Source organism: Salinibacterium sp. SWN139 (genome assembly GCF_015864625.1).
GTDB lineage: Bacteria > Actinomycetota > Actinomycetes > Actinomycetales > Microbacteriaceae > Rhodoglobus.
Genome location: NZ_JADYWV010000002.1, coordinates 108,781 through 129,202, shown reverse-complemented (window position 1 = coordinate 129,202; position 20,422 = coordinate 108,781). Strand labels below are relative to the sequence as shown.

19 protein-coding genes and 1 tRNA gene are annotated in these 20,422 nt (G+C 61.2%); 9 read left to right on the top strand and 11 right to left on the bottom strand.

Annotated features, from left to right (window positions below):
- Complete coding sequence (locus I6E74_RS05760; protein ID WP_197123877.1) at positions 1–564, bottom strand: hypothetical protein; 564 nt, start codon at positions 562–564, stop codon at positions 1–3.
- A 65-nt stretch (positions 565–629) separates the two neighbouring features.
- Entirely contained in the window at positions 630–1,490 is an 861-nt protein-coding gene (locus I6E74_RS05755; protein WP_197123875.1) for a helix-turn-helix domain-containing protein, read from the bottom strand.
- Between the two features lie 150 nt (positions 1,491–1,640).
- Between I6E74_RS05755 and I6E74_RS05750 the strand changes: the two genes are divergently transcribed.
- Complete coding sequence (locus tag I6E74_RS05750) at positions 1,641–2,462, top strand: alpha/beta fold hydrolase (protein WP_197123874.1); 822 nt, start codon at positions 1,641–1,643, stop codon at positions 2,460–2,462.
- A 450-nt stretch (positions 2,463–2,912) separates the two neighbouring features.
- Here the strand turns inward: I6E74_RS05750 and I6E74_RS05745 are convergent.
- Positions 2,913–2,985 (bottom strand) — tRNA-Glu (locus I6E74_RS05745).
- 79 nt (positions 2,986–3,064) lie between these two features.
- Between I6E74_RS05745 and I6E74_RS05740 the strand changes: the two genes are divergently transcribed.
- Complete coding sequence (locus tag I6E74_RS05740) at positions 3,065–3,532, top strand: hypothetical protein (RefSeq protein ID WP_197123873.1); 468 nt, start codon at positions 3,065–3,067, stop codon at positions 3,530–3,532.
- Positions 3,533–3,553: 21 nt separating this feature from the next.
- Here I6E74_RS05740 and I6E74_RS05735 read toward each other — a convergent pair whose 3' ends face one another.
- Positions 3,554–4,486, bottom strand: coding sequence for a diacylglycerol kinase family protein (locus I6E74_RS05735; RefSeq protein ID WP_197123871.1), 933 nt, complete (start codon positions 4,484–4,486; stop codon positions 3,554–3,556).
- 56 nt (positions 4,487–4,542) lie between these two features.
- Between I6E74_RS05735 and I6E74_RS05730 the strand changes: the two genes are divergently transcribed.
- The 3 genes from I6E74_RS05730 (at position 4,543) to I6E74_RS05720 (ending at position 7,570) form a co-directional block, all read left to right on the top strand.
- Positions 4,543–5,178 carry an MBL fold metallo-hydrolase gene (locus I6E74_RS05730; protein ID WP_197123869.1) on the top strand — a complete coding sequence of 212 codons (636 nt, stop codon included), beginning with the start codon at positions 4,543–4,545 and terminating at the stop codon, positions 5,176–5,178.
- Positions 5,179–5,252: 74 nt separating this feature from the next.
- On the top strand, positions 5,253–5,879 hold the full coding sequence (locus I6E74_RS05725; protein ID WP_197123781.1) for a TetR/AcrR family transcriptional regulator: 627 nt from the start codon (positions 5,253–5,255) through the stop codon (positions 5,877–5,879).
- Positions 5,876–7,570 carry an MDR family MFS transporter gene (locus I6E74_RS05720; protein WP_197123867.1) on the top strand — a complete coding sequence of 565 codons (1,695 nt, stop codon included), beginning with the start codon at positions 5,876–5,878 and terminating at the stop codon, positions 7,568–7,570. Before I6E74_RS05725 ends, I6E74_RS05720 begins: the two co-directional genes overlap by 4 nt.
- Before the next feature lie 104 nt (positions 7,571–7,674).
- Here the strand turns inward: I6E74_RS05720 and I6E74_RS05715 are convergent, their stop codons facing one another.
- The 4 genes from I6E74_RS05715 to I6E74_RS05700 all read right to left on the bottom strand — a co-directional run bounded on the left by I6E74_RS05715 (position 7,675) and on the right by I6E74_RS05700 (position 12,329).
- Positions 7,675–8,391 carry an ABC transporter ATP-binding protein gene (locus I6E74_RS05715; RefSeq protein ID WP_197123777.1) on the bottom strand — a complete coding sequence of 239 codons (717 nt, stop codon included), beginning with the start codon at positions 8,389–8,391 and terminating at the stop codon, positions 7,675–7,677.
- Positions 8,388–10,193, bottom strand: coding sequence for a branched-chain amino acid ABC transporter ATP-binding protein/permease (locus tag I6E74_RS05710; protein ID WP_307784392.1), 1,806 nt, complete (start codon positions 10,191–10,193; stop codon positions 8,388–8,390). The genes I6E74_RS05715 and I6E74_RS05710 overlap by 4 nt, the downstream gene beginning before the upstream one ends.
- A gap of 2 nt (positions 10,194–10,195) precedes the next feature.
- Positions 10,196–11,071: a branched-chain amino acid ABC transporter permease gene (locus tag I6E74_RS05705; protein WP_197123865.1), complete on the bottom strand. Its 876-nt coding sequence runs from the start codon at positions 11,069–11,071 to the stop codon at positions 10,196–10,198.
- A gap of 82 nt (positions 11,072–11,153) precedes the next feature.
- The gene (locus tag I6E74_RS05700; protein ID WP_197123862.1) at positions 11,154–12,329 is read right to left on the bottom strand and encodes an ABC transporter substrate-binding protein; all 1,176 of its coding nucleotides are present in this window, start codon (positions 12,327–12,329) and stop codon (positions 11,154–11,156) included.
- Between the two features lie 150 nt (positions 12,330–12,479).
- Here I6E74_RS05700 and I6E74_RS05695 point away from each other — a divergent pair, with 150 nt between their 5' ends.
- From I6E74_RS05695 to I6E74_RS05685, 3 genes are all read left to right on the top strand, one after another.
- On the top strand, positions 12,480–14,174 hold the full coding sequence (locus tag I6E74_RS05695) for a sodium:proton antiporter (RefSeq protein ID WP_197123860.1): 1,695 nt from the start codon (positions 12,480–12,482) through the stop codon (positions 14,172–14,174).
- A 108-nt stretch (positions 14,175–14,282) separates the two neighbouring features.
- Entirely contained in the window at positions 14,283–14,741 is a 459-nt protein-coding gene (locus I6E74_RS05690) for a hypothetical protein (protein WP_197123858.1), read from the top strand.
- Complete coding sequence (locus I6E74_RS05685; RefSeq protein ID WP_197123856.1) at positions 14,738–16,390, top strand: DUF5671 domain-containing protein; 1,653 nt, start codon at positions 14,738–14,740, stop codon at positions 16,388–16,390. Before I6E74_RS05690 ends, I6E74_RS05685 begins: the two co-directional genes overlap by 4 nt.
- Before the next feature lie 30 nt (positions 16,391–16,420).
- On the opposite strand, the gene I6E74_RS05680 is transcribed toward I6E74_RS05685, so the two are convergent.
- Together I6E74_RS05680 and I6E74_RS05675 are read right to left on the bottom strand one after the other, a co-directional pair.
- Entirely contained in the window at positions 16,421–17,185 is a 765-nt protein-coding gene (locus I6E74_RS05680; RefSeq protein WP_197123854.1) for an SDR family NAD(P)-dependent oxidoreductase, read from the bottom strand.
- An 81-nt stretch (positions 17,186–17,266) separates the two neighbouring features.
- Positions 17,267–18,862, bottom strand: coding sequence for an aldehyde dehydrogenase (NADP(+)) (locus I6E74_RS05675; RefSeq protein ID WP_231604812.1), 1,596 nt, complete (start codon positions 18,860–18,862; stop codon positions 17,267–17,269).
- Between the two features lie 38 nt (positions 18,863–18,900).
- Between I6E74_RS05675 and I6E74_RS05670 the strand changes: the two genes are divergently transcribed.
- Positions 18,901–19,587, top strand: a complete 687-nt coding sequence (locus I6E74_RS05670; protein WP_197123852.1) for a GntR family transcriptional regulator — start codon at positions 18,901–18,903, stop codon at positions 19,585–19,587.
- Between the two features lie 11 nt (positions 19,588–19,598).
- Here the strand turns inward: I6E74_RS05670 and I6E74_RS05665 are convergent, their stop codons facing one another.
- Positions 19,599–20,360, bottom strand: a complete 762-nt coding sequence (locus tag I6E74_RS05665; RefSeq protein WP_197106122.1) for a ribonuclease activity regulator RraA — start codon at positions 20,358–20,360, stop codon at positions 19,599–19,601.
- Positions 20,361–20,422: the final 62 nt, after the last annotated feature.

Below are 20,422 nucleotides of genomic sequence, written 5' to 3'. Positions count from 1 at the left end.
TCAGCCCTTACCGCAAGACGGAGGATCATGCGCAATGAGCGCTATCAGTGAATCGAGATGCGACTGCGCGGCATCATCGGTCGTGCAGAAAACGAGTAGATAGTCGTCGGTGTCTTCGGGGATTCTCACGAGGCTATAGCCCAGGCTGAGCGTGCCAACGCCGGTATCAGTAAAGCTGACGGTGCCCGTCACCTGCGCTCCGATCGACTCTTTCGCCCACACTTCGGAAAATGTGGGGCTCTTGGCCGAAAGCTCACCCACTATCTCCCGAAATTCGCTATCGCTCTCATGAAGCGCGAGCGAGTCGTTGAGCATCCCGGCGATCTGGGTTGCCGCCGCGGTGAAGGATGCCCCGCTGCGCTCGACAGTGGGCTCGAGAAAGGTGAAACGAGCGAGGTTCACGCCCCTCTCAAAACTGGCGGAGAGCGCTCGAGCGAGCGGGTTCGAGGCGAGCACCTCAAGATGCCGATCCAGCAGCACTGCTGGCACTTCGCGCCAGTTCCTGAGGTGCGCAGTCGCCAGAGCACGTTGGCGCTCAATGGCGAGATCGACATCTTCGTTCATGTGCTCACCGTAGGGCGCGACGGTCGCGGCAGCCTAGCCCCGGTGGGGCCACCCACCACGACGATTTAGCGCGTTGGTGAGTCTGGCTCGCTAAAACGTGTGGGGGTAACGCCTGGCCCAGTACCGCGAGCGGCGAGGTACGCGAGAGCGGAGGCGGCGGGCGATCCGGGGGTGGGAAACACCACCATCAGCTCGTAGCCAAAATGCACCGGCAGCGAGAAGAGTTGGATGTTGAGTTCCACTTCCCCGACCCCCGCAATCGGCACACGAAAGGTCCTGTCGCTGAACGGTCGAGCGTCATGGCGCGCCCAACAGCGAGCAAACTCGGGCTGTTCACGCAGCAGCTGAGCGACGATCTCTTGCCGACGCGGATCCGTCGGATCACTGTAGAAGCGAAGCGCCGCGACGTGATCAGAGACGAGACCGCTCCAATGAGGATGCCGCGTGCGAGCCCCAGGCAAGAAGGTATTGAGCATGAGGTTCATTCCGACCTGAAAACTCTCGGGAACAAGAGCTCGCGCCAGTGAATTGCTAGCGACAATGTCGCGGTTAGGGTCGAGAACGAGAGCGGGGCTATCTGGCCACTGTTCGAGTAGACGGCCGGTGATGGCATCCGGCAACGGCCCCGCTGCTTGCGGTCGAGGCGCTTGAGGCGTTGCCAATCGAACGAGGTAGCGGACAGCAAATTCGTCGAGTTTAAGCGCTCGCGCGAGAGCACTGATCACTTGCATCGACGGGCGATCATCTCGGCCCTGTTCGAGCCGAACGTAGTATTCGCGGCTGATGCCCGCGAGCGCGGCGACTTCGTCACGACGCAGCCCGGCGACACGGCGCTGAGGGTCAGCAGGCAACCCTACTTGCTCGGGCGTGAGCCCTCCGCGGCGAGCGCACAAGTACTCACCGAGCGCACCCTGTTGATCGGCCACGAGGGGTCCTTTCCCAATTCCCGCACTAGTAAATCTAGTCCGGCGCGGGCCTCTGCGGGTAGCTGACTAGGACTCGTGGGGGCACGCGCAACAGCGATTGGCTTTCTAGCCTGAGACAGAGTTCTCCCCACCACGCGAAAGGAACCCGCAATGCCCTACTTCACCACCTCCGATGGAACAGAGATTTACTACACCGATCAGGGTGCCGGTCAGCCGGTACTGCTGAGCCACGGCTGGCCTCTCTCCTCGGATGCTTGGCAAGTCGAAATCAAACTGCTCGCCGACAACGGCTACCGCGCTATCGCGCACGACCGCCGCGGACACGGTCGCTCCTCCAAGACGTACACCGGCAATGACATGGATACCTATGCCCGCGATCTCGCTGAGCTCGTCGAACATCTCGATCTCAGCAACCTTGTCGTCATCGGCCACTCAACAGGCGGCGGTGAAGTGGTCCGTTATGCCGCTCAGCACGCCAACGGCCGCGTCGCGAAGGTCATCACTGCCGGTGCTGTGCCGCCGCAGATGGTGATCAGTGACACCAACCCCGATGGCTTGCCCCTGGAAGCATTTGATGGCATCCGTGCGGGTGTATTGAAGGATGCGTCGCAGTTCTACATTGACTTGACCGAGGCATTCTTCGGCGCCAACCGCGAAGGCTCCGCCGTGTCAGAGGGTGCTAAGCGCGAGTTTTGGCGCCAAGGCATGAACGTCAATCTGGCCGCTGCCTACGACTGCGTGAAGGCATTCTCCGAAACCGACTTCACCGAAGACCTGAAGGCACTGGATGTTCCCATCCTGCTCGCGCACGGCGACGACGATCAGATTGTGCCCATCAACGATGCCGCCCACAAGGCCGTAGCGCTCGTGAAACACGGAACGCTCAAGGTGTATGCGGGAGCGCCCCACGGCATCTATGGCGACTACCAGGAGCAACTCGGCCGCGACATTCTCGAGTTCATCGCGGAGTAAGCACGTTCAACGTGATTGGCGTTCAGCGTGAGTGACGCTTAGCCCGCCAGCGTTGCCACGATTCACGCACCCGTCGACGGGTTCGCTTCCAGAATGCTCGGGAGCGAGCCCGAGAGGCCGCATGACGTTCGGCCTCCAGCTGTTTCTCTTGAAGAAAAAGTTTGGCTCCGGCCTCGTTGCGGGCGCGAACCCACTGGCCGTTTCCACCCATAAACATGTCCATCACATCCCGACTGCGCTGAAGTTACGCACCCCTCCACCGTAACGAGAATTCATCACGAAGCAAGGGTTGCGTCGGCCGGATGATTCGCCCAAGCCAGCTCAACACTGAACTCGGCACTACCGCGGGTACCGCGCAATGAAGGCGCAATTGACCCCCTGAATTGGGTGTCCCGTTAACGATAAAATCCCGGTCTTGTTCACACGAACGAGACCGGGATTTTGCTACTGTGACCCCAACGGGATTCGAACCCGTGTTACCGCCGTGAGAGGGCGGCGTACTAGGCCTCTATACGATGGGGCCTCACAACAACTAGAAAAGTATGCCACACCTTTGGCGCTACTTTTCCCACTTCTGCCAATTTATAATCACAGGATCATTTTTGACTGCCTTCACGCGCGCCACCACTGCCACTTTTATTGCTGTTGCGGCTGTCGCCGCCCTCACGGGGTGCTCACTCCTCTCCCCTGAAATTCCCCGCGATGACAGTGGCCAAGTGCTCGAGCCGACCATCATCGGCTCCACCGAATTACTCGTCAATGACTGCTTTACGTTCGTAGAGGGAAGCGACCTCAGCGAAGCAGAAGTGACCCCGTGCACCACAGATCACAGCCACATTGTGATCGGCAAGGGCGAACTCAAGAAGAGTGCCATCACCGACGCCGGCGGCTTGCAGAACGCTGTCTCCTCAGCCTGCTCTGACACGTTCAGCGCGTTCAAAGAGACAGTCGCGGATGGCACAGCGCGCCCCGACCAGGAATTCATCATCTCCGAGCGTTCCGCCGACGATGGCACGCTCATGACTGATTACGCGTGCATCGCCACCGACGCCGCATCCCCTACTGCCTAGCGAGACACCAGCAGGCGCTGGCTACGGCCGCTGATCCAGCACGTTCAGCACACCGGCAACCATCTTGATATCGATTGGCAGCGCCGCAAAGCGCTCCCCATCGGCGTACGCCATGATGTCCTCGGACTCGATACGAATTCGCTTAGCCCGATAGACCGTCACGCGCGGGTCACTGAGATGCTTGCCGCTGAAGACGCGCGGGAAGACGCGCAAGAAAGCCAACCGTGACAAGGCTTCGACGACGAGAACATCGGCGAGGCCGTCATCCAGAATCGCATCAGGCGTCACCTTCATGCCGCCACCGAGCGACACGTTATTGCCCACGCTGACAAGCGCCGCCGTGGTTTCAATCACCACATCGTCGAGGGTGAGCTTGTAATGGATAGGGCGCAAGCGCAACAGTTCGATGAGAAGCGCGACCGTGTAGCGGCTGGCACCGCGCGGCCACGACATGAGGTTCGCACGCTCGTTGACGATCGCATCAAAACCGGCGGAGAGCACACACGCAAACCAGCGGGTCGCGGCCGACCCCGTGGCGTCATCCACATAGGTAACGCTGCCGGCATCGATCGCGCGCGGCGGCCTCGCCAGGCCGCGCACAATACTCGCGACAGCGGCATCCACATCAGACAGTGGGATGCCGAGACCTCGAGCCATGTCATTGCCAGTGCCCGACGGAATGATACCCAACGGCACTTTGGTTTTTGCCACCAAATTGGTGCCCAAATTGACCATGCCGTCGCCGCCAACCACCAGCAGTGCGTCTGGCTTTTTAGCGACCGCTTTTCGCCCGCGCTTCAACAGCAAAGCGAAATTAGGTTGCTCAAGGGCAGTCACATCATGCCCGAGCGCACGCAACGCTTCAACAGCACGCGGGCCCACGTTCTTGCCGCGGCCAAACGATGCTGTGGGATTGATCGCGACAACTAGACGCAGGGGTTTGATCGACTCCACACTTCAGTATGTCGCACTGTCTCGCATCGAGCGCACCACAGGCTTAGGCTCAAAGCATGAAGGTCACCAAGTATGAGCATGCCTGCCTCGTTCTCGAACACCAGAATGAGCGCCTCGTCATCGATCCCGGCGGGTTCACCGAGCCACTTCCCGCGCTCGACAACGTGACCGCCATCGTGATCACCCACCAACACCCCGACCATTGGACCGACGAGCAACTCGAGCGCATTCGCGACAACAATCCCGACGCGCCCATCTTCGGTCCTGCCGGAGTCGCGGCCGCTGCCACGAACTGGAACATCACGACAGTCGTTGACGGCGCGATGATCACTGCAGGCGTCTGGACCCTCGAATTCTTCGGCGGCGAGCATGCCGTCATCCATCCCTCGATCCCGATGATCGACAACCTCGGAGTGCTCGTGAATGGCGAGTTTTGGTACGGCGGAGACTCCTTCACAGTGCCGCCGAAGCCTGTGGCGGCCGCCGCGATCCCCGCCGGCGCTCCGTGGCTGAAGATCAGTGAGGTCATGGATTACGTGACGGAGCTAGCCCCGAAGCGGGCAATTCAGACGCACGATGCCGTGCTCTCCGACAAGGGACTTGCCCTCTCGGCCGCCAGAATTACGGATGCCATGGCTGGCCATGGTGGCGAACTGACGATTCTGCAACCGGGCGAATCCATCACGCTCTAGCCGGCGCGGAGCTCTAAGCACTCTCCCAGTTTTTTGCAGTTGTGCATTTTTGCAGTCTCTGCAATTATTGCTGAGTGCCTGATACTCCTGCCCTCGGTCTCCGCGACCGCAAACGAATCGAAACGCGACTGCGCATCGAAACTGCCGCGGTTGAAATCGTCACGGCTGAAGGGCTTGATGGCGCCACGGTCGACATGATCAGCGACCGTGCAGACATCTCGCCGCGCACCTTCTTCAACTATTTCGAGAGCAAAGAGGATGCCATCCTCGGAACTCAGGACATGGGAGAAGTTCAGCGCGCGATTGATGCTGGAGTCGCCGGCGCAGAAACCGATGACTTGGTCGTTGCGATCGTCTCCACCATGTTTCACATCTTTGGCCCGATGGCCGCTCGTACCCAGCTCAAAACTCAGCGGATGGCTCTTGTTCAAGAACACCCGCGTTTGTTGAGCCGACAGATTCACCAATTCACGCAACTGAACAGCACGATGGCTGCTGCCGTCGTCCAATTCCTCAATAAGCGAGAAACTACGCTCCCCCGCGACCCCGAACACGTCGCCGAAATTGCCGTAGCCACTTGCGTCGCCTCCGTTCGAATCGCAGTCAAGGAATGGATTGCTGCCGGCGCTACCGCCGACATCGACTCCATGTACCTTCGCGCGATCGGACTTACACGAGAAACACTGAACACACTTCAATGACAACCACCAACGAACCACCTGTCGCCGACGTCACTCCCGAATCCTTCAACGATCCCGCTACGAAGCGCAGCATCCTTTTGCTGTTCGTGGGTCTCATGGTGACGATGCTGCTCTCAGCTCTCGACCAAACCATCTTCAGCACCGCACTCCCCACCATTGTGGGAGAGCTCGATGGCGTGAACCACATGCTGTGGGTCACGACGGCCTACATTCTGGCTGCGACCATCATGATGCCCGTCTACGGAAAACTCGGTGACCTCATTGGTCGCAAGGGTCTGTTCATCGGAGCAATTTCTATCTTCATGATTGGCTCTGTTGTCGGCGGGCTCGCCCCCGACATGACCTGGCTGATCGTCGGCCGCGCCGTTCAGGGACTCGGCGGCGGTGGCCTCATGATTTTGTCGCAGGCGATCATTGCCGATGTGATTCCCGCGCGCGAGCGTGGCCGTTACATGGGCGCGATCGGTGGCGTATTTGCTCTCGCGAGCGTCGCCGGGCCACTACTCGGTGGCTGGTTCACTGAGTCGATCGGATGGCGTTGGGCGTTCTGGATGAACCTCCCGCTCGGTGCCCTAGCGATCCTCGCTGCTGTCACCCTGCTCAAGCTCCCGAAACACAACAAGCGCAAGCCGACCATCGATGTCGCCGGCATGGTGTTGCTCGCCATTGCTTCGGCAGCGGTTGTTCTCACGACAACCTGGGGTGGCACACAGTACGACTGGGATTCGCTGCTCATCATCTCGCTAATCATCATCGCCGTTGTCGCCGCCTTCTCCTTCGTGATGGTGGAACGCTCCGCCGCCGAGCCGATCATGCCCATGGGCATGTTCAAGGAACGCAACTTTGTTCTCACGACGGCATCCGGCCTGATTACCGGTATCGCCATGTTCGGTGCCCTCGCCTACATGCCGACGTACTTGCAGATGGTGACGGGTGTGAATGCGACCCAGGCCGGATTCTTGATGATTCCGATGATGGGTGCGCTTCTTCTGAGTTCGGTAACGGCGGGCCAACTGGTTAGTCGCACCGGCCGCTACAAGTGGCTACCGATCACGGGCGCCTTTGTTCTCGCTACCGGTTTGGCGTTGCTCTCCACTATGACGCCCGACCTCCCCCTCTGGATTCTCTGCTCGTACCTCGCCGTGATGGGCCTCGGTATCGGCATGAGCATGCAAATTCTGGTGCTTATCGTGCAGAACACGTTCCCCAACTCGCAGGTCGGCACCGCTACGGCATCCAACAACTACTTCCGCCAGATTGGTGCCTCAATTGGCACCGCAGTCGTCGGCAGCCTGTTCGTTGCTCGTCTCACCGATCTGCTGAGCACCCGCCTTCCGGCGACTGCCGCTGGCGCCACCGGCGACACCAACTCATTGACGCCAGCTGCTGTGCGCGATCTTCCGGATGCACTGCGCGAGATCATCGTCAGCTCCTACAACGATTCGCTGGCACCGGTGTTCCTCTACATGGTGCCGCTGGTTCTGCTCTCGGCCGTGCTGCTGATGTTCCTCAAAGAGGTTCCGTTGGCCACCAGCATCGACCGCGGAGAAGCCACGGAATCGCTCAACGTGCTCGGGGACGACGATGACAGCGACGATGCCGAAGCGAAGGCAACGAATGCCGCTTCGCACCAACTGACGACAGCGAGCGATCAGTCGGGGCCTATTTCGATCATCCGCAGTCAGCCGTAGTTGCGGTGGCGGCGACCGCACAGGTCGCCCCACTGCGTGGCTAGACCCGCAGCATCCTCGTCGCACAACGGACAGGGGTGTTGCGGGTCTTTTCGCTGTCTGCCCTAGTCGAGGCCGAGGTAGGCCTCGATGACCTTCTCGTCAGCGAGCAGTTCATGGGCGGGGCCAGAGTGCGACACTTCACCAGTCTCTAAGACGTAACCGTAGTCGGCGGCGGCGAGGGCACGGCGGGCGTTCTGTTCGACAAGAACGACCGTGGTGCCGGTCTGCCGGATCTCTTCGATCACCCTAAACACTTCGTCGACGATCTTCGGAGCCAGCCCCATCGACGGTTCGTCGAGCAGGAGAATCTTCGGCTCAGCGATCAGAGCGCGAGCAATAGCCAGCATCTGCTGCTCTCCACCCGATAGCGCGCCAGCATGCAGTTTGCGACGCTCAAACAACACGGGGAATCGTTCGTAGACTTCAGCCACTTTTGCGTGCATCGCACTGTTGCTGCGGTGCCAGCCACCCAGAGTGAGGTTCTCGGCAACCGTGAGGGTGCCCAAGATCTCGCGACCTTCCGGCACCTGCACGAGCCCCGCCTTCACTAGGCGGTGCGCCGGCCACTTGGTGACGTCTGTGCCCTCGAAAGTGATGACACCTTGGCGCGGGCGCAAGAGCCCCGATACGGCGTTGAGCACCGAAGTCTTGCCTGCACCGTTGGCGCCGACGAGCGTGACAAGCGAGCCGACCGGCACCTCGAAGGACACGTCGCGCACGGCCTCCACGCGCCCGTAGTTGACCTGCAGGCCCGTGACACTCAGAATCGGGTCGCTCATCGGTTCTCCTCCGGGGTAGTCGCGTCGTCGGCCGCAGCAGCACCGTCATGCTCGGGGTGCTCGGCTGCACGGTCATCGACAACGTGGGCGAGGGTTTCGGAGGCGAGCACGGATGCCGCCTCGACATCCTCATCGGAGCCCGCTGATCCGAGGTAGGCCTCGAGCACGCGCGGGTCCCGAGCGATCTCGCTCGGCTCTCCGAAGGCGATGATCTCACCAAAGTTCAGCACCATGATGCGGTCACACGTGGCCAGCATCATCCGCACATTATGTTCGATGACGAGCACTGCGATGCCGTCGGCCGCCAGCGAACGAATGAGCTCCGACAGGCTTGCTGCTTCGACATGGTTCATTCCCGCTGCGGGCTCGTCGAGCACGAGGAGAGAGGGATGAGAGGCGAGCGCGCGGGCGATCTCCAGTCGACGTTGGTCGCCGTAGGAGAGGTCACCGGCGGCGTTCGCGGCTTTCTCGCCGAGGCCCACGCGGACCAGCTGGGCGGAAGCCATCGCGACGGCTTCACGCTCGAGACGCCGAGCTGAGGGCAAGAAGAACAGCCGACGCAACAGTGTGTCCTGCGTGATGCGGTAGCCGCCGACGAGCACGTTTTCGAGCGCCGAGAGGCGGTTGAAGAGCTTGATCTGCTGGAAGGTGCGCGCCACTCCGGCTTGCGCCAGGCGGTGAGCTTTCGTGCTGGCGGTGAGAGGAACGCCGAGAACGTTGCCGGTTCCCGTCGTTGGCGGCGTTAGGCCGGTCACCATGTTCACGAGGGTGGTCTTTCCTGCGCCGTTGGGCCCGATCAGACCGAGCACCTCGCCGGCATTCACCGTGAGATCAACAGATTGCACGGCGTGCACGCCCCCGTACGACTTGCCGAGACCGCTCAGGCTGACGAGTTCGGAACCAACAGCGGGCAGGGCAGGCAGCGTGGGCTGGAATGACGGATCGACGTTCAGACGCTTGGCCGATTTTCGCACCGGGATAAGCCCCGAGAGGCCACCGGGAAGAAAGAGGATCACGACAAGAAGAAGCACACCCGAAATCGTGGGGCGAATCCACCCGGCATCAATTCCGATCGCGCGCTGCACTTCAGGAAGCAAACTGAGGAAAGCGGAACCAAGAACGGGGCCAATGAAGAGCGTGACACCGCCGACGACTGCCGTGACAAGCCCATCAACCGCAGCGGTAAACGAGAACTCGTTCGGATCCGCGAAACGGGAGAAGTGCGCGAGAAGCACGCCATAGAGGCCCGCAACTGCTCCGGCGATCACGAACGACGCCATCCGGTACCGAGGAACGTCGATGCCCATGGTGGTCGCGGCCAGTTCATCTTCGCGAATTGCGGCGAACGCTCGCCCAAGGCGGGAACCAGACAGGCGCCAGAACCAGTACGCCACGACGATCAACGCGATCCAGGCGACGCCAGGGCCAACGAGCTTGGCGAAGCTCAACCCTTGCGCACCGTTCGTCCACGTCTGGTTGATCAGAAAGATCCGCACCATTTCGCCGAAGGCGAGAGTGGCGATCGCCAGAAACACGCCACGAAGGCGAATGACGGGCAGACCCAAGATAAACGCGGCGAAGGCACCCACAAACATGCCGAACACGATGCCAATGACGAGCGGCGGGATGAAGCCAAATAGTGGCTCGGAGGGTACGACAAGCGCCGAGGTGAAGGCCGCCAACGAGGCGAGCCCTACCTGCGCCAAGCTCAACTGGCCGGCGATGAGCACGGCGTAGAAGCTATAGGCGAGAATCGCCGTGAGGGCGATCAGGGTGATGAGTGACGAATATTCCGCGATCACGATTAGACCTCCCGCGTCTTGCGAGCACCGAAAAGGCCCTGCGGTCGAAGTATGAGGATGAGGAACAACAGCCCGAACGCCACCATGTCTCGCCACGAGCTGCCGATGTAGTTGACGGCGAGCACCTCGGCGAGACCGAGGATCAGACCGCCAACGAGTGCTCCCGGCAGGGATCCCATTCCGCCGACGATGATCACTGCGAGGGCCTTGAGTTCAACGGCATGGCCGACACCGAGGGATGCAGCGTTCACGTTCAGGGTGAACAGCACGCCGGCAACCGCGCCGAGCGCAGACGAGAGAGCGAAGGTTGTGCTGCTAATGCGGCCCACGTTAAGGCCGAGCACAGCGGCGGCGTGCGGGTTCTCGGCGATCGTGCGCATTCCTCGACCCAGCTTGGATTTGGCCACGAGCCAGGTGAGAACGACCATGAGCGAGACGCTGATGATGAGGATGACGACTTGAAGCAGGGATACTGTCGCGCCGAAGATTTCCACGCGCGTAGTGGGAAAGGCATCCGCAGGAAAACGACGGGTATCGGCCCCGTACAGCGCCTGCAATAGAGAGAGGATGATCGCGCCGAACGCGATCGAAGAGATGAGCCCCGCGAAGTGCGCATCGTGGCGACCGGCGAGCGGCCTGAAAGCGATGCGCTCGATAGCAATACCCAGGATCGCGCCAATCACCAGCACGATGGGGATGAGCAGCCAGATCGGAACTCCGAAGACGGTGACGATCTCGATACCGACCAAGGCGCCGGCGGTGAACACTGCCGCATGGGCGAGGTTCAGCCGGTCAAGAATGCCAAATACCAGAGTGAACCCGATCGCGAATAACGCGTAGATCGAGCCGAGAAATATCCCGTCCAGAAAGAGTTGCATTGGTGGAGTCCCTGCTCTGTGACTGCGTGCCGCCCGAAGGCGGCACGCAGTCTGCATGTAGTGGCGGTGCGGTGCGGTGACGCTAGTTCAGAATGACGAACTGGCCGTCCTGAACGATCTGCACGAGAGCGTCATGTTCAGCGTCGCGGTTCGCGTTCAGAGTCACATTACCGAGAACGGTAGGAACATCCGTGATTGTGCCAAGGCCAGCCTTGATACCGTCACGCTCGCCCGAGCATTCTGAGCGGACTGCCTGGTCAATGATCTGCATTCCGGCGTACGCCTGAGCGGCGAACTGGTCGGGAGCTGAGCTGTAGGCGGCGGTGTAGTCATCAATGAACTTCACGTTCTGCTCGTTGTCTGAAGCAGAATTCCACGCGGCTCCCACGATGACGCCTTCTGCAGCATCGCCAGCACCTTCGATGAGTGCGGGCGAGTTGAAGCCGTTTCCACCGATGATGGGGGTGTCGATGCCGATTTCACGGGCCTGAGTCACGAGCGGCACTGCAGCGTCGATGAGACCAGAAACGATGATCGCGTCGGCGTCAGACTGCTTCGCCTTGTTGAGCAGGGCGCGGAAGTCAGTGTCAGCCTTGGAGAAGGTGAGAGTTTCGGCGACCTCAACGTTTTGGTCCTCGAGAGCGGCAGCGAACGCTTGGTAGCCAGATTCGGTGAATGCATCATCATTGGCGTACATGACAACGACCTTCTGCACACCGAGACTGTCAACAGCAGCCTTGACGGTCTGCGGGATGACGGCATCTTCAGTGAGGGAGTCGCGGAAAATGTAGTCACCGATTTCGGTGATGCCCGCTGCAGTGTTGGACACACCGAGCACGGGAACGCCAGCATCCTGCGCGATCGGGTCTGTTTGCTTTGCCGTGTTCGACAGCGTCGGGCCGATGATGACACTAGCGCCAGCGCTAATGAAGCCATCGAAGACCTGGATGGCTTCCTTAGGGTCGGTCGCGTCGTCCTCGACAGTGAGGTCGTACGTGACGCCGCCAACCTCGTTGAGAGTCTTGACCGCAAGTTCGAGTGCATTCTTCTGCCCAGCACCGTACTGTGCAGCAGCACCGGTGAGGCTAAAGGAAGCACCAATGGGAATTGCAGAATCGATGACGCATTCTGCGCCAGTACCCGTTCCGGTCAATTCGCCGGTAGCGGTCGATCCCGACTCTCCGGCAGCGCTGCAGGCGGTAAGAGCAAGCAATAGGGTGGAACCGCAGACAGCGGCAGAAAACAGTTTACTTTTCATAAGTGGACCTCCTTGGCCAAGGTGCATGAGCCACCTAACACCTAGGCAAACTCACCCGTGTGAGTCTAGCTTTTCTCGCCCCCGCGCTGAGACATCGTCAGCCCTCACTGCTGTCAGCTTTTCGATAATTTTGGCTGAAAGGCTAACCCCATGACCGAATTGCTCATCGTGATCGTGATCGCACTCATCGTGATCGCCTCGGCGACGCTTCTCGGCCCCCGTTTCGGCGTTGCGTCGCCGCTCGTTTTGGTCGCGATTGGGGTCGCGGCGAGCTTGGTGCCTGCGTTTGACTCGGTGCAAATTGATCCGGAGCTAATTCTGCAGGGCATCCTTCCGCCGTTGCTCTATTCAGCTGCCGTCTCGCTGCCGACCATGAACTTCCGCCGCGAATTTGGCGCAATCGGCGGGCTTTCTGTGGTGCTTGTAGTCGGCACGGCCCTCATACTGGGCGTGTTCTTCATGCTCGTAATTCCCGGGCTCGGTTTCGCGTGGGGTGTCGCTTTGGGAGCCATCGTGAGTCCCACGGATGCTGTCGCGGCATCCATCATCAAGAAGACCCCGGTCTCGAAACGCGTAGTCGCGATGCTCGACGGCGAAAGCTTGCTCAACGATGCCACCGCACTCGCCCTGCTCCGCGCCGCTATCGTGGCGACCGCAGCGACGTTCTCCTTTTGGGGCGCCGTCGGATCGTTCTCCTACTCGGTTCTTATTGCTCTCGTTGTTGGTGGAGCGGTCGGCTGGCTTAATCTCGTGGTTCGCAAACGCATCACGGACCCGACTGTCAATACCGCAATCTCTTTCACGGTGCCTTTCATCGCGTCAGTGCCAGCGGAGCTGTTGGGTGCTTCAGGGTTGGTCGCGGCCGTTGTCGCCGGAATCGTGACGGGCATCTGGGCACCTCGGCTGTTTTCGCCCCAGAATCGGCTGTCCGATACTCAAAATTGGCGCATGATCGAACTTGTTCTCGAGGGTGCGATTTTCCTCATGATGGGACTCCAGATTTCGACGATTCTGACAGATGTCGAGAACGACGACGCGGGAATCAGAAACGCAGTACTCACTGCAGCTGGCGCTCTCGTCATCACGGTTCTAGTGCGCGCCGCCTATGTCGCTCCCCTGCTTGCCGTTTTGGGGCGGCGGTCTCGTCGGCATGCCTCCATGAAACCGCGGATGCAGGTGATGCAGGAACGGCTGAATGCCCCGAAGGAGATTCAGGATGCGGCCGAGCGCGGCAGCAAACATAATCCCGCGAGGTCGGAGCGCTATCTTCAACGCGTGACCGGGCTGGTCACTCGGTCGCTGGCCGATATCGAGTATTTTCGGCGTGAACCCTTGGGATGGCGCGAGGGCACCACCGTGGTGTGGGCTGGCATGCGTGGCGCGATCACGGTGGCTGCAGCCCAGACGCTCCCGGCTGATACTCCTCAGCGTTCGACTCTCATTTTGATTGCGTTTGCGGTGGCGGCGATGTCGCTGCTCGTCCAGGGAGGAACGATCGGCACCGTCGTACGACGGATCTCGCCGAAGGTCGATAAGGTCGCGGTCGCGGAGCGAGAACGGGAAGAACGAACCCGCCTCTTTGCCCTCCTGAAGGCAAGCGCGCGCACCGTCCCGGCGCGGTTGGATATTAACGGTGCGGTTGCGGATAGCGACGACGCCTTCGCACCGTTGGAAGCCGATTTCGACGATGAGAAACGCCACCGACTGGCGGTCATCGATGCTCAGCGAACAGCTCTGCTCGACGCGCGCGATAACGGCATTTTCGATGCCGACCTGCTGGAGAATGCCTTGGCGAATCTCGATGCTTCTCAGATCGCGCTCGAGATGCGCGGCAAGCCGGCCTGACAGGGGTACCGGCATCCACACGCAGCAGCGAGGGATGCCGAGAGTCCCCCGCGAGCGCTGGTGAATTTACGGCTAGCCTTGCAGGCCGAGATGGACGAAGATGGCGTCATGGAACCAACCACGGCACGCCCCGATCGCACGCTCATAGTGATCCTTTCCGTCATCGCCGCAATCGTGGTGATTGCGCTCGTGGTGGTGTTCACCCGCGGCGGCCCAACGGTGCTCGATCCTGCAACGCCCGAAGGCGTTGTGCAGTCCTATTCGCTCGCGATTGTCGATAGCGACTACGCGACGGCGCGCGACCTGTTGTCCGCCGAGCTGCGTGAGAATTGCGACTCCGCCGATCCGAGCACCTTTCAGGGCCTGAGGATGACCGTCATCTCGTCAACCATCAACGACGACACCGCCGTGGTGCGGGTGTCGATGGAACGCGGAAGCGGCGATTTCGGCGGCTCCGGCTATGTGTCAGAAGAAGTGTTCACCCTCGTTCTCGAAGACCGCTCATGGCGGATTGAGTCGGCCCCGTGGGACCTCACCCTCTGCTACAACCAAGGACTCGGCGAATGACCACCTCACGCACAACAACTCCCCCATCCTCAGCGGCAGTGACGCCAGCGGTCGGTGGCGTGCAAACTGTGCGCCGAGTGATCACCTACGGGTTGTTAGCGGCCACGGTCATTATTGCGGCGAGCGGACTTAGTGGCCTGCTCGACCGACTGTTCGGCGTTGGACGTGTCGAGGTGAGCTTCGATAACTACGGCTTGGCGACATCACTCGCCTCCGCCCTCGTTGCTGGACCTCTCGCGGCGGGGCTCTGGTGGCTGACCTGGCGCGACGCGGCAATGGCTCGAGACCGGGCATCCATTCTCTGGCCGGTATATCTCGTCGTGATGTCAACGGTCGCGCTCCTGGTCGCCACGATTTCGCTGTTCTCCTGGGCATCCGATGCGATCGTCAACGGCTGGCGGCCCTCCGGTCTTGCGGTGGGGATCGTGTGGAGTTTGGTGTGGGCCTGGCACTACTGGATGTGGCGGCATCCACTCAAAGCGCCTACCCGCCTCGCCGGTGCGGCGCCGGCAATCGCGTCGCTGCTGGGACTGCTCTATCTTGCTGGCGGACTGGCAGTAGCTCTCGCGCGCATCATTGACGGTGCGCTTGATGCCTTGGCGGGCGGCGTTATCGTGACTGCCCCGCTGTGGCAGCTCGTGCTGCAGGCGCTCGTCTGGGCGGCCGGCGGCGCACTGTTGTGGTGGTGGCATTGGTTCCGCGCCGGCGTGCAATCGCAATTGCACGGCTTCGCCAACGTCTTGCTGGTGTTCATTTCGGGCATCGCCTCGATTGCGGCCTACGTCGTGGGCACCGCCGTTGTCGTGTGGGTGATTCTGTCGCTGCTCGCGCGACTGCCGGAACCGCTCTCGGTAACGCTAGATCCGCTAGGAAGCGCGTTTTCGGCTGCCGCGGTGGGCGTGATTGTCTTCATTTATCACGCTCCCACTGTGTGGGCACGCTCCCGTGGCGTGCGCTCCGCGGTCAGCTTTGCTAGCGCTGGAGTTTCCCTCGCGGTAGCCGCGACGGGTGTGGGCGTGACAGTAAATGCGTTGCTCGCAACAACCAGCAACTCGCTTCTTGAGGGCAACATCCGCAGCCTGTTGTTGGGTGGGCTCAGCGCTCTGCTCGTGGGCGGCGTCTTCTGGTGGAGGGCTTGGCTTCCTCGGCAGGCCTCGAACCCTGAGCGCGTGGCGACCCCCGGTCGACGCATCTATCTCGTGATCATTTTTGGCCTCAGCGCACTCGTGGCACTCATCACGTTGCTTGTGATCGGCTTTCAGCTGTTCTCGTTCTTGCTCGATGGTGGCAGCGGTGAAAGCTTTGTTGAGCGTTCACGCCAGGCCCTCGGGTTGCTCACCGCCACCCTTCTGGTTGCGGCCTACCATTTCGCGATTTGGCAACGAGACCGCGCCTCCAGCGTCACTGAAGAAGTCGTTCGTCGCATCGGTCACGTCACGCTCGTGGCCTCCCACGACAACGCCGAGCTTGTGGATGCCGTGCGTGCCGCAACCGGAGCCCGCGTGACGGTTCTTCAGCGCGCAACGGCCTCGCCGCTTGAGCCCGGCATCGCCGAAATCGTTGCCGCCCTCGACGGAATCGAGGCCAGCAACGTTCTCGTGGTGGCGGGCGCTAAGGGCAAGATCGCGGTCATCCCCCTCAAGGGATAGCGCTCTCGTGAGCGGAAGCGGAATTGCTGGCTAGCGGAAGTTCAACCCACCGTTAATGTCGAGAACCTGCCCCGTCACGTACGACGACAGGTCAGAGGCCAGGAAGGCAGTGACGCCAGCGACGTCTTCCACGGTTCCCGCGCGCCCCAACGGCACCCCGGCGATGATTCCGGGCTGCGCACTGCTGGGCGTGAAGTTGTTGTGGAACGGGGTGTCACCGATGAACCCGGGCGCGAGAGCATTGACGGTGATGTTCGACGGAGCAAGCTCCTTGGCGAGACCTCGCGTGAAGCCGACGATCGCAGACTTCGCGGTCGCGTAGGCAACAGCACCGGCGCCGCCACCATTTTCGGAGGCAAGCGACGACATCATAATGACGCGGCCGGCACTCGACTGCGTCAGATATGGGATCGCAGCCCGAGAAACAAAGAACCCGCTCGTGGCGTTGACATCCATCACCTGGTGCCAGTGCTCATCACTCATCTCGGCGATCGTGTGACGCCCCACGAGGTTTCCCGCATTGTTGACGATGATGTCGAGACCGCCAAGCGATTCCGCAGCGGCATCCACGACGGCTGTTGCCTGGGCAGAGTCGGTGAGGTCACCTTGCACCGCGACCGAAGCGCGGCCGAGGGCGACGATCTGGGCCACGACGTCGGCAGCGGCATCCTTGCTATTCGCATAGTGCACGACAACGTCGGCGCCGGCTTGGGCGAGACCGAGCGCGATTGCCGCGCCAATTCCTTGTCCTGCGCCGGTGACTAGGGCTTTGCGTCCGGTGAGGTTGAGCTGCATGATGCCTCTTTCTGGTTGAGCGATGAAAAACAGGTACTAAAAATCGGGGATGGTCAGGCTTGGTATACCAACGAGTCGAGGCTACACGATCACCTTTTTGCTGGTCGCAGCACGGGCGGGAAGAACGAGCACACCATCAATACGGCGCGGGATTGAGGAGAACTCCTCCCGCAACTCTTCGGGGAGCACCGCTGCCGGCGCATCCTGAAAAGCGATCGGGCGGAGAAAACGACGGATAGCGCTGACACCGACCGAGCTGTGTTGGGAGTTTGTCGACGGCCAATTTCCACCGTGGTGTTGCGCCCACGACACTCGCACTCCGGTAGGAAAGCCGTTGAAAACGAGTCGACCGACTGTCGGCGCAATCCGCTCAGAAAGTTGGCGTACGGCATCCGGTTCATCATCGCCGTGATGAATTGTGGCGGTGAGCGAACCGGGCATGGCATCGACGGCATGGAAGATCTGCTCAAGCGAGTCGAAGCGAGCGACAACGAGCACGGGCCCGAAGGCTTCCTCGGCGGTTGCTTCAGTGAAGTCTGCAGCATCGATCTCCAGCAGCGTCGGCGCCGCCAGGATGCCCGCGCCAGCCAACGAGCCGACCGCGAGAACGTTTGCGCCACCATCATTCGTGATTCTTCCGAGGATGTCGGTCAGCGAATGCGAAATGCGTTCGTTGAGCAGCACCATTCCACCAGCCGCTGCGGTGCGCGCTCGCAGATCTTCGAGGATCGCGTCTCCGCTCGCACCCCGCGGCACGAAGGCGACGCCCGGCTTGGTGCAGAACTGACCGGCCCCCAGGGTGAAGGATCCGAACAGCCCCTCAGCGATCTGCGTCGTGCGCTCGGCTGCTGCCGCTGGCGTCACGATAAGCGGGTTCAGGCTGCTGAGTTCTCCGTAGAACGGAATTGGGTTGGGGCGCGTGCTGATGATTGCCAGCAGTGCTTCGCCTGCTCCGAGCGATCCGGTGAATCCGACGGCAGCGATGTGCGGGTCGGCCACGAGAACGCGCCCCGACTCGGTGCCATACACAATGCCAAGGATGCTCTCCGGAGCACCGTAGGCCGAAGCCGCGTCAGCGAGCGTGCTGAACGACAACTGCGAGGTGAGCGGATGCGAACTGTGCGCCTTGATGACGACGCTATTGCCCGCCGCGAGCGCCGATGCGGTGTCACCGCCCACAACAGAGAACGCGAACGGAAAGTTGCTTGATCCGAAGACCGCTACTGGCCCGATGGGCAGCAGCATCCGGCGCAGCTCAGGAGCAGCCCCAAGCGGGGTTTCCCCGGCATGGTCAATCGTGGCCTCAAGGTAGCTGCCTTCACGAAGAGCGTCGGCAAACAGTCGAAACTGAAATTGCGAGCGACTGAGTTCGCCATTCAACCGCGCCTCGCCGAGACCGGTTTCGTCGTTGGCCGCGGCCACGAGCTCGGCGCGGTTCGACTCGAGACCGTCGGCCAGCGCCTCCAGCAATCCGGCTCGCCATTCGCGGCTACTCCCCCGCAGTTGCTCGAACGCCGCGTGGGCCGATGTCGCCCGTTCGGCGGTTTCTTCCGGCGTCGTAAGCGCGATGTCAGTGTCGTTCGTGACCCCGGTCGCGGGGTTGGTCGTTGTCAGCATGATTCTCCGAAAATCGAGGGGCGGTGGGGTGCGGATGACGCGGCGGGTCTGGTCTCGCATTTGCCACGCGACACCTGCCGTCGTTTAGGCTGACCTCCATGACCCAGTCGCTCGACGCTACTTTTCCGTCCCCGCTGCCGCCGCAGGCGGATACTCCCACGCGCACGGATCAGATCATCGATGCACTGCGGTCGGCGATCGTTTCTGGAGCCTTGGAACCGGGTCAGGTTCTCGTCGAGCGAAAGATTGCTGAGCAGTTGGGCGTCTCGAAAACTCCCGTGCGTGAAGCGCTGATCGTTCTCGAGCGATCGGGGCTGTTGGATGTTCAAGCCCGCCGCATTTCGGTTCGCCGACTGGGGTTCACCGACATCCGCCACATTTATGAAGAGCGTGTTCTGCTGGAGCCGTGGGCCATCATGGATGCTGCGCGAAGCGGTCGTGAGTTCACTGTCGCCGGTCAGGCGCTGGCTGACGCTCGCATCTTCGCCGCCGCCAACGAAAACGCGGCGACCGCGCTCGCCAACCGTCGCTTTCATCGCGGAATGTATGCCAATAGCGAGAACGAGTTCATCGTCAATTCGCTCGACCGTTTGCAGGATCTCACGGCGTTGGCCGTTGCTGGAGTGCTCTGGGAGAACTGGCCGCGACGCGAGATTGAAGCGAGCGAGCACGAAGCGATCTACGCTGCAGCGAGCAGCGGGGATGCCACGACGGCAGCGCGTCTGATGAAAGAACACATTGGTGTCTCCATCGAGCGTGTAACCAAGCGTGAGCTCGGGCTGTAGCGGCCTCACGATTAGTTGGGCAGCAGTTCGCTGTAGCTCTTCAGCAGTTCTTCGTTGGGTGGATATGTTCCGCGCAGCGGGCTTCCCGCTTCAACTTTCGACAGGATAAATTCTTCGAGCTCTTCCTGTTCGAGAGCGTCATGCGCCACAGACTCGGCGAGGTGACGCGGGATGCAGACCACTCCGTCGCGATCGCCCACCATGATGTCGCCCGGGTAAATAGCGACTTCAGCGCACGCGATCGGGATCTGAAAGTCCACAACGTGGTGCTGCGCCAGGTTGGTTGTCGGCGATGCTCCGGCAGAGAACGTCGGCAGGTCTAGTTCTTCGAAACCGACCATGTCGCGGAACGAGCCGTCGCTGACGATTCCGCTTGCTCCCCGCATCTTCAAGCGCGTCGCGAGAATGTGCCCAATGGATGCCGCCCGCTTCTTGCCGCGCGCGTCGATGACGAGCACTTGCCCGGGTTCGACCGACTCGACACCGATCCGTTGCGGATGGTCGTAGTCCTGAAAGATCGACGGCACATCGATGTCTTCTCTGGCGGGGATGCACCGCATCGTGAAGGCTTCTCCGAGCAGACGCTGGCGCTCGGGGTTCGAGAATTCGAGCCCCTCGAGGTAGGTGTTGCGCAGCCCACGAGACATCAGCTGAGTGGTGATCGTTGCGGTGCTCACTCGACTGAGCGCGAGGGTCGCTTCGGGGCTGAGCGGGGCGAGGTGCGCCGCCGCTTGCTCATCGATCTCACTGCGATTCGCTGAATTGGTGTGCATTCTCAAAACCCTCCATTAGGCCGACATCAGGGTTAACCATACTGGTATACCAAGATATCAAA